Source organism: Sulfitobacter sp. CW3 (genome assembly GCF_019392245.1).
Classification (GTDB): domain Bacteria; phylum Pseudomonadota; class Alphaproteobacteria; order Rhodobacterales; family Rhodobacteraceae; genus Sulfitobacter.
The window spans coordinates 75,557-90,552 of the sequence record NZ_JAHXRL010000008.1; the positions used below are offsets into that span (position 1 = coordinate 75,557).

At 57.3% G+C, this 14,996-nt stretch carries 14 protein-coding genes; 5 read left to right on the top strand and 9 right to left on the bottom strand.

Annotated elements, in window-relative coordinates; translation table 11 throughout:
• Positions 1-3: 3 nt before the first annotated feature.
• A complete protein-coding gene (locus tag KZZ06_RS16410; RefSeq protein WP_219581197.1) occupies positions 4-1,620 on the bottom strand; it encodes a GMC family oxidoreductase in 1,617 nt (538 codons plus the stop codon).
• Positions 1,621-1,890: 270 nt separating this feature from the next.
• On the opposite strand from KZZ06_RS16410, the gene KZZ06_RS16415 reads away from it, so the two are divergent.
• Genes KZZ06_RS16415 through KZZ06_RS16435 form a run of 5 tightly spaced genes read left to right on the top strand, consistent with a single transcriptional unit; the run spans position 1,891 to position 7,206 of the window.
• Positions 1,891-3,339, top strand: a complete 1,449-nt coding sequence (locus KZZ06_RS16415; RefSeq protein ID WP_219581198.1) for an amidase — start codon at positions 1,891-1,893, stop codon at positions 3,337-3,339.
• Between the two features lie 46 nt (positions 3,340-3,385).
• Positions 3,386-4,441, top strand: a complete 1,056-nt coding sequence (locus KZZ06_RS16420; protein ID WP_219581199.1) for an ABC transporter ATP-binding protein — start codon at positions 3,386-3,388, stop codon at positions 4,439-4,441.
• The gene (locus KZZ06_RS16425; RefSeq protein ID WP_219581200.1) at positions 4,438-5,352 is read left to right on the top strand and encodes an ABC transporter permease; all 915 of its coding nucleotides are present in this window, start codon (positions 4,438-4,440) and stop codon (positions 5,350-5,352) included. Before KZZ06_RS16420 ends, KZZ06_RS16425 begins: the two co-directional genes overlap by 4 nt.
• Positions 5,345-6,151: an ABC transporter permease gene (locus tag KZZ06_RS16430; protein ID WP_219581201.1), complete on the top strand. Its 807-nt coding sequence runs from the start codon at positions 5,345-5,347 to the stop codon at positions 6,149-6,151. Before KZZ06_RS16425 ends, KZZ06_RS16430 begins: the two co-directional genes overlap by 8 nt.
• Before the next feature lie 29 nt (positions 6,152-6,180).
• Positions 6,181-7,206 carry an extracellular solute-binding protein gene (locus KZZ06_RS16435; RefSeq protein WP_219581202.1) on the top strand — a complete coding sequence of 342 codons (1,026 nt, stop codon included), beginning with the start codon at positions 6,181-6,183 and terminating at the stop codon, positions 7,204-7,206.
• 70 nt (positions 7,207-7,276) lie between these two features.
• Here the strand turns inward: KZZ06_RS16435 and KZZ06_RS16440 are convergent, their stop codons facing one another.
• From KZZ06_RS16440 to KZZ06_RS16475, 8 genes are all read right to left on the bottom strand, one after another.
• The gene (locus KZZ06_RS16440; RefSeq protein ID WP_219581203.1) at positions 7,277-8,350 is read right to left on the bottom strand and encodes a DUF1513 domain-containing protein; all 1,074 of its coding nucleotides are present in this window, start codon (positions 8,348-8,350) and stop codon (positions 7,277-7,279) included.
• A gap of 1 nt (position 8,351) precedes the next feature.
• Positions 8,352-9,368, bottom strand: a complete 1,017-nt coding sequence (locus KZZ06_RS16445) for an imelysin family protein (protein WP_219581204.1) — start codon at positions 9,366-9,368, stop codon at positions 8,352-8,354.
• Positions 9,365-10,867, bottom strand: coding sequence for a di-heme oxidoredictase family protein (locus KZZ06_RS16450; RefSeq protein ID WP_219581284.1), 1,503 nt, complete (start codon positions 10,865-10,867; stop codon positions 9,365-9,367). Before KZZ06_RS16450 ends, KZZ06_RS16445 begins: the two co-directional genes overlap by 4 nt.
• A gap of 174 nt (positions 10,868-11,041) precedes the next feature.
• Positions 11,042-12,049, bottom strand: a complete 1,008-nt coding sequence (locus KZZ06_RS16455; RefSeq protein WP_219581205.1) for a hypothetical protein — start codon at positions 12,047-12,049, stop codon at positions 11,042-11,044.
• A gap of 60 nt (positions 12,050-12,109) precedes the next feature.
• Positions 12,110-13,372: an imelysin family protein gene (locus tag KZZ06_RS16460; RefSeq protein ID WP_219581206.1), complete on the bottom strand. Its 1,263-nt coding sequence runs from the start codon at positions 13,370-13,372 to the stop codon at positions 12,110-12,112.
• Between the two features lie 12 nt (positions 13,373-13,384).
• Complete coding sequence (locus KZZ06_RS16465) at positions 13,385-13,855, bottom strand: hypothetical protein (RefSeq protein WP_219581207.1); 471 nt, start codon at positions 13,853-13,855, stop codon at positions 13,385-13,387.
• Entirely contained in the window at positions 13,852-14,019 is a 168-nt protein-coding gene (hemP, locus tag KZZ06_RS16470; protein WP_219581208.1) for a hemin uptake protein HemP, read from the bottom strand. Before hemP ends, KZZ06_RS16465 begins: the two co-directional genes overlap by 4 nt.
• Positions 14,020-14,281: 262 nt before the next feature.
• A complete protein-coding gene (locus KZZ06_RS16475) occupies positions 14,282-14,884 on the bottom strand; it encodes a TetR/AcrR family transcriptional regulator (protein ID WP_219581209.1) in 603 nt (200 codons plus the stop codon).
• Positions 14,885-14,996 lie beyond the last annotated feature (112 nt).

Sequence of the window (14,996 nt, forward strand, 5' to 3'; positions counted from 1 at the left end):
CTTTTATCGCTGTGCATCCGAGAGAATAATATCCGATGCTTTTTCCCCCACCATGATGGCAGGCGCGTTGGTATTGCCGGTTGGAATTGTTGGAAAGATCGACGCATCCGCGACCCGCAGCCCCTGAATGCCGTGCACCCTAAGGCGCGGATCAACAACGGATGTGGCGGGATCACTGCCCATGCGGCAGGTCGAACATTGGTGGAAAACGGTCCACGATTTCTGTCGGATATATGTCAGGATATCTGCGTCGCTGACCACGTCCGGCCCCGGATAAAGCTCGCTTTCGATGACCGCTTTCATCGCGGCGGTTCCGGCAATCTGGCGCATCAGTTTGGTGCCCGCCAGCATCATCGCGCGGTCATGATCGGTGTCCAGATAGTTAGGGTGCATTTCGGGCGCATCCATGGGATCGGGTGATTTGATCTGCAGATGCCCGACGCTGGTGGGCTTGCAAGGATTAAAGCCCATTAGAAAACCTGCAAACGGATCGGGGTTCATCAACGGGCGTACCCCGACGGGCGCGCGGGTATAGCTGACGGGTGAAAAATACAGCTGCAAATCAGGCCCGTCCGAGGTTTCCGAGACACGCACGAAACCACCGCCCTGATTAAGGCTAAGAGACAGCGGACCCTTGCGCGAAATCGCATAGTGCAACGCCGCTTTCACCTTGCCCAGCAGCGGACCCAGTTCTTGGTTCAGGCTGGGCACCCGCGACATATACAGGTTATCGCTGCCCAAATGATCCAGGAGGTTACGGCCCACCTGCGACGCGTCGGACACAACGTCGATCCCATGCTCTTGCAGCACAGACCCCGGCCCGATCCCGGAAAGCTGTAGCAGTTGCGGAGAATTGATAGCACCACCGCATAGGATAACCTCGGCCCTTGCCTGTACTTTGTGCGTTTGACCGCCCCGCCGGTATTCAACGCCCACGGCACGTGTGCCATCCAGCAAGACCCGCGTGACATGGGCCTTGGTGCGCAGTTCAAGATTACGACGCCTTTTGGCGGGGTTCAGATAGCTGCGCGACGCCGAGGCGCGGTAGCCGCCTTTGGTCGTGATCTGATAGCAAGCAGCCCCATCCATGTCGGGGCCGTTATAGTCGCGGTTGGTCGGGATACCGGCCTGCGCCGCACCCTCAAGATAGGTGCGCGTCAGCGTATGCACCTCGTCTGACACGTCATGGACCGCGAGGGGGCCACCGACCCCACGTGCGGCATTTTGCGGGCCGTCCCAGTCCTCCATACGGCGAAAAACGGGGGCGATGTCATCCCATCCCCAACCGGGGGCCACCGCATTCCATTCTTCGTAATCACGGGGGTGCCCACGCACATAGACCATTGCATTGATCGAACTCGATCCGCCCAGCACCTTGCCACGCGGCCAATAGGATCGCTGATGATCAAGGCCGGGCACGGGTTCGGTCGTGTATTTCCAGTTCACCCGCTTGTCGTAATACACTTTGCCATAGCCGATGGGCATCTGGACCCAGGGATTCAAATCTGATCCGCCCGCCTCAAGCAGTAGCACGCTGAACTTGCCGCAATGTGTCAGCCGGTTGGCTAAAACGGACCCAGCCGACCCCGCGCCGACAATTATATAGTCAAACTCATCCAAGCGATTTCTCCGAAGGCGGGGCGCTGCGTCTGCGTAGTGATCATCCATTCACCACGATTCTCGAGAGGGCTGCAATAGGGAGGGCCGATACGGGGCGCGATTTCAAGTTTGTGCCCCCTTTTCGAGCATGACACCAATAACGGTTTCAGCAGCACTGCTCAGATCCCAAAACGTGTATTGTGTTTAGCTTCCATCATCTTAAGCTAACCTTACTTATCCAGCGATGGGGGCCGCCTCACTGCTGAACTGCGCGCCAAAGGACACTGCCACATGGAAACGAACATTCAAGAAGACGCAACATTTCTGGCCAAACAAGTCGCCACGGGTGCCGCGTCTGCGGATGAACTGCTTGACGATGCATTAGCGCGGGTTGCATCTTTTAATCCGCAGTTGAATGCCGTTGTCTTGCTGCAAGAAGAAACAGCGCGCCAAGCCATCAAGGCAGGCCTGCCCGACGGGCCGTTTAAGGGTGTGCCGTTCTTGATGAAAGACCTTGGGGCAGAGGCCAAAGATTTCCCGTCGCATAGCGGGTCCAATCTGCTGAAAGACACGGACTATTCCTATGACAGCACGATTTTCGACCGTATGCGCAGCACAGGCGTCGTGACATTCGGGCGTACCACTTCGCCCGAGGGCGGGATTGGCCCGGTGACTGAATCCAGCGTCTACGGCGGGCCGACGCGCAATCCGTGGAACCTGTCGCACACGTCTGGCGGATCATCCGGTGGGTCGGGCGCTGCGGTGGCGGCGGGCATCGTGCCAATGGCGCACGGGTCGGATGGCGGCGGTTCGGTACGCATCCCCGCGTCAAGCTGCGGCTTGTTCGGTTTCAAGGCCACGCGCGCCCGGTTTCCAGACGGTCCGGCCTCGGGCGAGGGTTGGGGCGGTATGGCGATTGACGGGTTTCTGTCCCGTTCGGTACGTGACAATGCCACGATGATGGATGCCTGCGCAGGCCCCGACGCTGGTGCCCCCTATGCGGCCCCCGCGATGGAGATGTCGTATAGCCAAGCCATCACACGCCCGCCGCGCCGCCTGCGCATTGCGCTGTGTGACACGACATTTACAGGCGGTGCTATTGACCCGGCCTGCAAGGAAGCCGTGCAAAAGACCGCACAGATATTGGAAAGCCTAGGCCACCACGTGACCCCCGGCTGCCCCCAAGCTGACCACGAAGGCATGATGCACGCCTGGACCAAGATCGTCGCCTGCGGCACCGCGCTTTGGATCGAAAACACGCTCAAGGCCAAGGGGCGCGATTTGCAGCAGGGCGACATTCAGGGCGTCGCCCGTGGGGCATTGAAATATGCCAGCGAAATCTCGGGGGCGGCGTATCTGGGGGCGGTCAATAAAATCCACGCCTATGGCCGCCAGATGGCTGCGGCATTTGACGGTGTTGATATCATCCTGTCCGCAACCTTGGCGGAACCCCCTGCCCGTGTTGGCAGGTTCACCCATGAACGCGAAGACTATGAAAATTACCGCGTCGGTCCGGGGGGCGTTTTCGAATATTCACCATTCTGCGCGGCGTTCAATGCAAGCGGCCAACCCGCAGCATCGGTGCCCCTGCATTGGACAGATGACGGCCTGCCCGTAGGCATTCATCTGGCCGCCCCCTTTGGCGATGACGCGACACTGATCGCGCTTTGTGCAGAACTTGAGCAGGCAGCACCTTGGGCGCATCAAACACCGAAAATGCTTGCAGAATATCTTGCTTAGTGACGGCGCGCGACGCAGGGTGAAGGCCGAAACAAAGGAAATATACGTGAACACAGATATCGCAATTGATGCCCGCCATGTCGGCAAGATTTACGGAACCGGCGCAAGCGCTGTTACCGCCCTTGGCGATGTTTCGATCAGCATTAAAAAGGGTGAGTTTTTTACGCTGCTTGGGCCATCGGGATGCGGCAAAACCACGTTGCTACGCTGCATCGCAGGGTTCGAGACGCCCACCAAAGGCTCCATCCATCTGTCCGGCACAGACATTACCTATGACCCGCCCTATCAGCGCCCGGTTAATACGGTGTTCCAGTCTTATGCATTGTTTCCCCATTTGACCGTCGCGCAGAATGTTGCCTTTGGTTTGAAAATGCGCGGGGCGTCCTCGGCGGATGTGGCACGGGCGGTGGACCGCGTGCTGGCTCTGGTCAAGCTTGAGGATTTCGCAAATCGTCTGCCGCAACAATTATCCGGTGGGCAGCAACAGCGTGTGGCCCTTGCCCGCGCCCTTGCGCCTGAACCGCAGGTGCTTTTGCTGGATGAACCGCTGTCGGCGCTGGATCTGAAACTGCGCAAGGAAATGCAAAGCGAATTGAAGCGGCTGCAATCTGAGACCGGGATTACCTTTATCTTTGTGACTCACGACCAAGAAGAAGCGTTAACCATGTCGGACCGGATCGGCGTCATGTCAGCTGGCGCGCTTTTGCAAGTTGGCACACCGCACGATATCTATGACCGCCCCGCCACCCGATTTGTGGCCGATTTCATTGGCGAGACGAATTTCCTGAACGGCACCGTCGAGGGCGATCAAGTGCGGATCGGCACCGGTGATCTGCTGGCCGTGCCGCTGGATGGTGAAACAGGTGCCGTGACCCTGGCCATTCGGCCCGAACAGGTCAGCGTGACATCGGCACCAGCCGAACTAAGCGGCAAGATCATCGACGCAACTTATATGGGCACCGACACCCACTATACGATCGAGCTGAAAGACGGCAGCCCGCTGGTGGCCCGCATTCAGTCGAATTCGACGGGTGCGTTTGGGGTGGGTGATGCCGTGGGCGTCGCAATCGACGCACGTGCCGTACAGGTTCTGAAATCATGAGCACCCCCGAAACCAAACGCAAAGCCCCGCGCAGCAAAGGCGTCAATGGCTGGCTTTTGTCGGCACCGGCCCTGATCCTTCTGCTCGTCGCAGCAAGCGGCCCGTTGCTGATCGTCGCGTTTTATTCCGTGCTCGAAAAAGGCGACTATTCGGGCGTTCGCTGGGTTCTTTCCGGCGAAGGCTGGTTCCGCGTTCTGTTCGAAAAGGACATCTTTGACCAGACGATCAGCCTTGCTGATGCCAACCTGTCGATCTTTTGGCGGTCCATCAAACTCTCCGTCGCCACAACCATCATCACCTTTGGTTTTGGCCTGCCCACCGCGTGGTTTATTGCCACCCGCCCCGCAAAATCGCGGGCATTCTGGCTGTTTTTGATCACGATCCCGTTTTGGACAAACCTGCTGATCCGCACCTTTGCGATCATGGAGGTCATCCGGAACCAAGGGATCCTGAACACGTTCCTCATCCACTTTGGCCTGATCTCTGAGCCAATCCAGATTTTGTACACCGACACGGCCGTTCTGATCGGGATGACCTATGTCTATCTGCCGCTGATGGTTCTACCGCTTTATGCCGCCATCGACCGCTTCGATTTTCGCCTGATCGAGGCGGGGTATGATCTTTATGCCTCGCGGTGGCAGGTCTTGCGCGGGGTGATCCTGCCCATCATCAAACCGGGCATCGTTGCCGGGTCCATTCTTGTGTTTATCCCAAGCCTTGGTGCCTACGTCACACCCCGTGTTCTGGGCGGGGGCAAGAACATGATGATCGGTAACTTTATCGAATTGCAATTTGGCCAAGGGCAAAACTGGCCTTTGGGGGCGGCGCTTTCGACCTTGTTGCTGCTGGTCGTGCTGGTGTCGCTGATTGTCTACACACGGGCCTCGTCAAAGGATAACTCCAATGGGTAAAACACGCGCTTTCGACGTCACCACCCTGCCCGGGTTTACCTTTATCGCGATCCTTGCGTTTGTGTTGCTTTATGCGCCGATCATAACGCTGGTTATCTATTCGTTTAACGGTGGTAATTCGGTCAACCAATGGGGCGGGTTTTCGCTGGAATGGTATGCGGTCGCCGCCCAAAACGAAGCCGTGCAAGACGCCACAGCGCGTTCGCTGATCATTGCGGTGTGGGCGTCGGTCATATCAACGGCTGTGGCGACAATGGCCGCCCTTGGCACCACACGGCGTGGTAAATTCACCGGGCAAACGGTGATCTATGTGATTATCAACCAGCCCTTGATGGTGCCTGAAATCGTGACGGCCGTTGCCCTGCTGATCTTCTTTTCTTCGGTCAAGGTTGCGACGGGGTACAGCGGGTTGGGCTATCTGATTTTGGCGCATTCGGCGTTTTGCATCCCCTTTGCCTATTTGCCGATCAAGGCGCGGCTTGAAGGGATGGACACCACCATGGAAACCGCCGCCGCCGATTTGTACGCGACACCATGGCAGACGTTTCGCTATGTCACGCTGCCGCTGCTGTTGCCGGGGGTTATCGCGGGGGCAATGCTGGCGTTTATTATCTCGCTTGATAACGTCATCATCACCGAATTTGTAAAATCCGCCGGACAGGATACGCTGCCAACCTATATGTTGGGCCAATTGCGCCGCGCGCTAACGCCAGAGGTAAACGCGATATCGACCGCACTGCTTGCCCTGACGATCCTGATCCTGACGGTATTCGTTTTCGTCACCAAAAAGCGGGACTAACCCGCAAATCATCAACACTGGAGAACTACATGAGAACCATTTTAATCGCGACCACAGCTTTGATAAGCAGCACAATCGGTGCCTATGCCGAAGGTGAGCTGAACCTGTTTAACTGGGGTAACTATACCAGCCCCGAAATGATCGAAAAGTTCACCGCGCAAACCGGTATTACTGTCACGGTCACCGACTATGACAGCAACACAACCGCCCTCACCAAGGTCGAGGCAGGCGGTTCGGGTTTCGATCTGGTCGTGCCATCGGCCAACTATATTCCCGTCTATGTCCGCAAAGGTCTGATCGCCGAGTTGGATCATTCCAAGATCCCGAACATCGGCAACATCGCCGCCGAATGGAAAGACGTGCCATGGGATCAGGGCCGCACGCATTCCGTGCCATGGCAGTGGGGATCTGTTGGTATTGCGGTTAACACATCCGTCTATGGCGGCGACGTGAACACATCTGAATTGTTCATGGACCCACCCGAGGAACTGGTTGGCAAGATCAACGTCGTTCCCGAAATGACCGACGTGATCAACATGGCGATCTTTAACCAGGGCGGCGAGGCCTGCACCGAAGACCTCGAGCTGCTGAAAAAGGTCCGCGACAAGATGATGGCCGCCAAACCAAAGTGGCTATCGATGGATTACGGCACCACAGACAAACTGTCGTCGGGTGACTATGCGGCATCCGTAAACTGGAACGGGTCCACCATGCGGGCGCGGATCAACAACCCCGACATCGTTTATGGCTATCCCAAAGAAGGCTATCCATTGTTCATGGATTCGGTCGCCCTGCTGTCCGACGCCAAGAACGTGGACGAGGCATACCAGTTCATCAACTTTATCCTCGAGCCTGAAAATGCCGCGATGATTTCCAGCTTTGCGCGCTATGCAAACGGTGTTGCCGGGTCGGAAGAGTTCATGCCCGAAGACATGAAAACCGCACCCGAGATCGTGGCACCAGCCGAGCTGGCGGCTGCTGGTAAGTTCATTCCCACATGTCCTCAATCTGCAACGGATCTGTACACTGCGATCTGGACTGAATTGCTGAAGTAAGACCCATCTGGCGGGGCCGCGCATGGCCCCGCCAATTCTTTAGATGATGACTATTTTCGGTCGCAGCGGGTTAAACCTCGACCAGATGGTTATCCCACCGCAGCGCATCTGATTGCACAAAGGCCGGGCCATCGCTGCCCAAGCCGCCGATGTCCCCCCTGCCCGATGTAATCGCAAAACCGCGATCTTGAGGGGCGACGCCGCAGACATCTTGCAGCTCGAACACCTGATCAAGCGTCAGATCGTTCGCATCATATTGGTGCAACACCCCCCCTTTGGGCGATGTCACTGCAATCTTTTTGCCGTTCCGTGAATAGGCTATACTGCCGATATATCCGCCCAATCTGCGGGCTTCATCCTCGTCCGCGCCGATCAGTTGAATGGCCTGCCCCTGCCGGTGCTGCCCGATCAGGTCAGACATCTGGCCATCGCCCTGCCATTGCATCCCAAACGCCACCTGACCGCTTGGCCCGATCGCCAAATGGCGGATAGAATTTTTATGCATTTCAGGCGGCAGCTCCGCGACCTCGATGATCTGTCCTTGGTCGAGATAGGTCAGATTCGGCTGCATTGTGGCGATGTTCAGTTTCACGCGCCCTGAATCGGGATGCGTGTCGATCCCACCATTTGCAACAACCAGAACATCCGACCCCGGAAGCCGCTTGATATCATGCGGCCCGACACCGCCACTGTTAAATTCTCCGACGCGAACATACCCCTTGCCCACGTCCCAGACGCCAATGCGTCCTTGCCCCTTCTCATAATCATTCTCAGGCGTGAACAACCAATCGCCGTCTTGGGAAAACGCCCCGTGGCCGTAAAAATGCCGGCCCTCGGGCGAATGTAGCTGCGCTTTGACGGCCCCCGAAACGCAATCGATCACGATGGCAAAGGTGCCCGGACGCCGCGCGAATGCAACGGCTTGGGGGCGTATCGGGTGCGCAGCAGCAGCATGGCCGCGCGCGGGCAGTGGAATTTCAAACGTGATGTCCAGCGCCTTGCCGATCCCGCACAGGGCGAATGACCCGTCAGGCTTGGCCGCTGCGGCCAGATAGGCCGGGCCGCCCGCATCTGCCCATGTCGGTTTCGGGATCAGACCGGCGGCCAACAATCCCCCTAGAAATCGCCGTCGGTTGGCCTGCATATCAATCCCCGTCCAACGCGTTAAAGCCCGCAGCCACACCTAATGTCGGCCCAAGCTCCTGCCGGGCAATATCACGGATGGCGTCGACGGATTGCTGCACGACTTCGACCTTCAGCCGCGACTGCGGCGCGGCGACCCCTGCAAAAACCGGATCGTTCAAGGCACCAAGTTCCGCCAACGTGGTCTCGAATGCGTGCTGTGATCGCGCGGCCAGATCGGCATTATCGCCCGCCAAAAGCATCATCAAGTTTTCAAGGCTCTCGAGGCTGATCATGACATGGCGCGCAGAACGGCCCGAACGCCAAACCTCGGCACGGATCGGGCGCGGCTTGTCAAAGCTGCCCAAGGGCCGCCCCAAACGCGTGTCGGACGTAAATTCCAACCCTGTGGTCAACGCCTTGAACAGCTCTTGTACGGTTTCCTCTTGGGTGCGGTAGGTGCCGTCTGGGCCGGGGTTCAGCAAGCGGGCAGCATAGTCACCCTGCCAGTCTGTCAAAATCTCGGCTGTTGTGGCCGCGATGTCTGCTGCGACCGCCTGCACCAATGCGCAGTGATAGGCGGCGGGGCCGGCCGTGCTCAGCGCATCGTCATACAGCAGAAACTCCATCCCATAGAACCCACGCCCGGCGATCGATACTTGGGAAAATTCCTGTGGCGTTGCGATAATCGGATCTTGGTCCGCGATCAACGTGCCAAGCGTGCGGGGCGTCACGCCACGGCTGTCCGGCCAGAACGCCAGTGCAAAGGCGCGGTCATTGATTTCAGTCGGGCCAAAGCGCAAATGACTGACCGCCACCCACGAATCGAACGCATCGCCATAGGCCGCCCGCAAGGTTTCAGAATCTGGCGTGCACTCCGTCATGGCCGCGTCTGCCAACCGATCAGAGGTTTCCGCCAATGTCTCGAACCTTGGCAGGATATGTGTGTCGATCACTTTGGCCACCAAAGGATCAGCGGTTTGCGCCGAAGCCACGCAAGGCGCGGCGACTGCCAAAGCGATCAATAGAATGCGTTTCATAGGCTCTCCAGATAGGTGATCAGCGCGTACCGGTCCTTGGTCGGCATCTCGATCACTGCGTCACGTTGGGTTTGCGCCTCGCCGCCATGCCACAAGACGGCCTCGAGGATCGATCGCGCACGACCGTCATGCAGAAAATACGTGTGCCCGCTGACCTGCTGTGTCAAGCCGATGCCCCACAACGGCGCTGTGCGCCATTCGCTGCCTGATGCCCGCGCCTCGGGGCGGTTGTCGGCTAGGCCCGGCCCCATGTCGTGCAGCAATAGGTCGGTGAACGGCCAGATCAGCTGAAAGCTTTGTTCTGGTTGGTCTTGCAGTCGGTGGGTCACAAAGCTGGGCGTGTGGCATGAGGTGCAGCCGGTTTCGTAAAACAGTTTCTTGCCGCGCAAGATCTGTGGGTCATCCGCGCCCCGCCGCGCCGGAACGCCCAAGTTGCGGCTATAGAACGCAACCAGATCCAGCCCTTCGGCGTCGACTTCGTAAATGCGGTCGTCACCGTCACCGTGAATGGCGTCTTGGCAATCGGTCTGCGCATCGGTGCATTCCCCGGCCCCCGACGGGTGCAGCGGCGACGAAATGCCAATGTCACCGGCAAACGCCGCTGCCGACTGTTCCAACACCGTGGGTGCCCCCGCCTTGAGCCCAAACCGACCTAGCATCGGCTGTTGATACACACCCGACATCACGACATTGGGACGGCCCGAAATGCCATCCCCATCCAGATCATCAGGGTCCGCACCGCCCAGAATATCTTGCGCCGGGATCGCCTCAAGCAGGCCAAGGCCGATCATCTGCGGCGCGACCCGTGGGCTTAGCATCGCGTCAGGGTGCAACGGGCCATAGCCCAGATTATCAGCGGTGTAGGTTGGTGCCCGCAAGCTGACGATTGTGCCGTCCGCCAATTCAACAGGCTGCTCTTGATAGCTGATTCCGAGGCTGTATTCAGCCTTGTATCCCTGCACCGCGAAATCCTGCAATTGTGTGCCATAGGTGGGGTCAGGCAGGGTCGCAAAATACCCGTTAATGTCGGCCATTGCATCGTCTGGGGTGCCGGGGATCGACACCCGCAAGAAAATCGAAATCGCGTTGTCGGCGGTGTTTTCCGGCGGATGGCCGCGCCCGTCTTTCAGATGACAACGCTGGCACGACCGCGCATTAAACAGCGGGCCAAGCCCGTCAGACGCCAAGGTCGAAGACGGCGCAGACACCCATAGCTTGCGGAACAATCCATTGCCCACTTTGAACGTCAGTTCGTCTTCAAAACTGATATTCCCCGACGGCTGCGAGAACGCATCGGCATCCTTGCGCGCGCGCACTGTGGCTGCACCCGCCGGTTTGTCTTCAAAACGCTGTGCTTTGGAAAAATCCTGCGTCGGCGTCGTCACATCCGCGATACGTGCGGCTTCTTGTGGCGTTCTGGGGACGACATTCAAATGCGGATCGCCCAGATCCCACGGTCTTTCACCGGAAATGGCGGAGGTTCCAAGAACCACCGCCATCATCACCCCACTTACGATCATTATTAAACTATGAACTTTTAAGTGAGGCATCTGGTCTTTCACTGCTCTTATCTAGGGTAACAATTGCTTGCCCATTGACAGCTCACCCATGGGGCCATCTTGGCTGGGCAGGGTTTGGCATGTTTAAGGGGCACAAACAATTGTCAAAGCTTTCTAGAACGATACCACTGCCGCCAGACCGGCGGAAGTCGATTTGACCCCATCCACATCAAAACGGGCCAGACCAAAGTTGATCTCGGAGTTTTCGGTCAGGGCGCGGTCAACACCCGGTGCGATCATGCTGTCTGTACCAGATTGCGTATCAACAAGCGTTCCCGTCGACGAGAACGTCCAGTCGCCCAAGCCATAAGCGCCGCCCAATGTGGCATATGTCGCGTTTTCATCTTTGCCGCCCGCACCGCTGAAATGCGCCACCTCAAAGATCGTGTCAAAACCATTGCCAAAATCATGCGCCAGACCTGCGATAATGCTGTTTTCGTCAGACACATCGCCCGTCCCTGCCGACAATTGCCGCGCGCCGACCCATCCGGTGGTTGCACCAAATTCTTGGGTGTACTGGATCGCAAAGTTGTTCAGCTTGCTTGTGTTGCCAACGCCGCCTGCCGCCACAGAATTGCGGCCACGCTTTGTCCCGACGCTGTTGCTTAGGCCGGTATCATCCGCGTAAAATACCGCAAAGGACAACACACCGCCCGTGCTGGCCAATGTCGTCTCGGCGGTCAGGCCGATCATCTCGGCCAGTTCGTAATCCTCGGCCAGTGAGGTGCCATAGAACCCCGGTGCTGCGTCCCATGCGACGCCGAATACTGGGCTGATCTTACCTGCAGAAACGGTCGCTCCGCCCAGATCAAACCGCAAACCCAATTCGCTGACGTAAAGGCCCAGATCATCAAGCTGGCGGCTTTCTACTGCGTCCGAAACGGATTCGAATGTCAGCCCACCAAAGGCGGTAATGCGATTGGTTAATGCCGCCTCGAACGCGGCTGAGATTGTCACATAGGTGTCGGTCAGCTCGGCCGATGCATCATCCGATGATAGGGTGCTATCAACGCCGATCTCGGCGGTGCCTTCCCATTCAAACCCTGTCTCTTGGGCTGATACGGCCGTGGCACCCGTGATGCTGACGGCGCAAAGCGCCGCCACAAATACTGTCGTCTTCATCGTTATCGTCCTGATTTTTAATTGTTATAGATCAGCCCCCCTTGGGGCCGACCGATCCGCTTATTGGAATACGGCGTTCGGATCATCAAGGCTGTCTGAACCCTCAAACGCGATTTGATCAAGGCCAAGGGTTTTCACCACCCGTTCAATCGACCGTGTCTGATCAATCAGGCCATTCACACCGCCCATAACCAGCGCTTCGCCAGCTTGGTTGCCGCGCGCAAGCATCTGATCATAGGAAAAACCGGTCTCGGCTGCGGATTTGATGCGGCCCAGTGCCATCATTGTGGTGCTCAGCTTGCCCTGCATTTCGGCATCAAGGTCGGCGTCGGTTTCAGCAACCATATCAGACAGTGACGCCCCTGAAATCAGCGTTCCGTCAACGCGCACATATTCGCCAAGATAGACGTTTTGCACGCCCATTCCATCGTAGTAATGGCTGTTATGTGTGTTGTCCGAGAAGCAGTCATGCTCTTCTTCTGGGTCATTCAACATAAGCCCAAGACGCATGCGTTCGCCGGCCTGCTCACCATAGGACAAAGACCCCATACCTGTCAGCATTGCCGCGAGGCCTGCGTCCTCGTCACCCAAAAGCGTCGTCCGCGCGGCACCGTCGTCGGCCCATTGTGCGGCCATCCATTCCAGATCGGACACCAGCAGATCGGTGGCCGCCTTTAGATATGCACCGCGGCGGTCGCAGTTGTCGTTCGTGCAGGCATCACCCGCCGCATAATCTGTCCAAGAACGTTCACCCGCGCCGTGGTCATTGCCATTCAGATCCTGGCCCCACAGCATGAATTCAATCGCGTGATAGCCCGTGGCCACGTTGGATTCGACACCATCCGCCTCGTGGAGCGTATCTGACAACAGCGCTGGCGTGATCGCGGTGGCGTCAATTTCCTTGCCGGACAACGTGAACGTGGGGCTTGCCACGACGTTCAGAATCGCAAACTCGTTCTCGTCCGATGCGCCGCCATAGGACGCATCAACATAGTCGATCAGCCCCTCATCCAGCGGCCACGCATTCACCTTGCCCTCCCAGTCGTCAACGATGGCATTCCCAAAACGGTACACCTCGGTTTGCTGATAGGGGACGCGCGCCTGAAGCCAAGCAGTACGGGCCGCAGTCAGGTTTTCAGCTGACGGGGCATCGACCAATGCGTTGACGGCCGCTTGCAAGCGTTGCGCAGTGATCAAGCTGTCTTGGTAATTGGCTTGCGCGATTGTGACGTAAGTATTCAGCACCTCGGCCTTTTCCACCGCCAATGCCGGTGTCGCAAGCGCCAGTACGGCTACCGTCGTCATATATGTCATACGCTTCATTTGTTCGTCCTCTTAATGTAATGTCGTTGGATAAGGTGTCGGGCTTGGCGCGGTCGCCAAATGCATCCGCTTAAGGGCCAGCCCGAAATCGGCAGCGCAGGATACGATGAGCGGTGCGACGTCGGCCCGCACGAGTAAAGTCGCGATCAGCATGGCGTCCTCGTGGTCGCCATCTGCAGCTGATGTCACGAAAGTCGCAAAACAGGATTCGTCAGCGCCAAGGCATTTGCATTCAACCGAATGCCGCATCAATGGCCTGCGTCCGTGGCGGGCACAAAGGCTGCACAACTGTTCAAAAGATTGCAGCGCCTTGCGCCCCCTGACCGGGCCCAGCGCCGATGACAGATCTTTCCAGACCTTTGCCTGCGCATCTGCACCATCTGACCAAAGCCGCAAAAATATGACCGATGCCGCGCCGATATGATCAAGCTCGGTCACATAGCCGACAGGTGCGCCGCCGCGATTTTGCCTGGGCTGCGTCATTTGGTTAAAATCAACTTGCCGGCGCGCGTGATCCGCAGCGTATAAGTCTGGTCTTCCAAAACGATCTGCGCCAATTCACCGCTTTTGGTCAGATCACGGGCATCATAGGTCGGCAAAGCGGATTGATGTGATGTCATCTGAGGCGGGGATTGTTGGAGGCTCATGAGCCTGCTCCAACACGGGCTTTGGGTTTGCTCGGCGCGTGTCCTTGTGCGCCAAAGCTCATGGATACCAGTGGTGCGATAAATAACATTCTAAAAAGACCTCGCGTGTCGAATCTGTCGCCAGCACCGCAATCGGAATCGGGATGGCTTGCACGAGGTCTTTCCTGATTTATTTAGTAAGGTATGTCAATCCGACAAGTTTAGTCAGATTAAAGAAGTTCCCGATTTCCACGATAACCGCCGCTTTGCAGGGCATGGGGTATCACCGCTGCGCCCCGTATACCGTCATAATAGTATGCACCGCGCGATCGACATTGCGGTCCATACGATCATAAGGGATGTCACAAACGCCCAGCATCGCACGTTTCATGCCCGACCCCGTGAACAGCGCCATCAGGTCTTCGGCAATGTCCTGCGGCGTTTCCGTCAAGAGTAATAGCCCGTTATCGGCGGCTTCTTGGATGATCCGCGCAAGGGCATTGTTCGTTTTGCCATAGGCAGCCAGAAAGAACGCTTGCCCCATATCGGGATTCTTGCGCGCTTCCTCGTGGATGACGCGGCTAAATTCAATTGTGTCACTAGAGTTCAAAAAAGTGAGCAGACGCATACCAAATTGCGTTAACGCGTTTTGCAGATCATCGCGCGTTTCAATTTTGGGCTGATCCGAACCGCTAATTTTGGCTGTTTCAAGCTCGGTCAGGCGGCGCAAAATGTCCGTCATATTGGTGAAATGCCTATATATCGTGGCCTTTGACACCGCCGCCTCACGCGCCAGCATATCCGTAGACACACCAGAAAACCCGTGCTCAAAAAACAGATCACGGGCCGCGTTCAGAATTCTCGTCTCTGCTGAAAACATACTCATAACTACACCAGATTGGATTTTTATCGAACAGAAAGTACTAATCAGTACTTAGTTGCCTTGCGCCTGATGTCAAACAGCTTAAGTACCAGCCAGTACTCACCAGGAGCCCGGC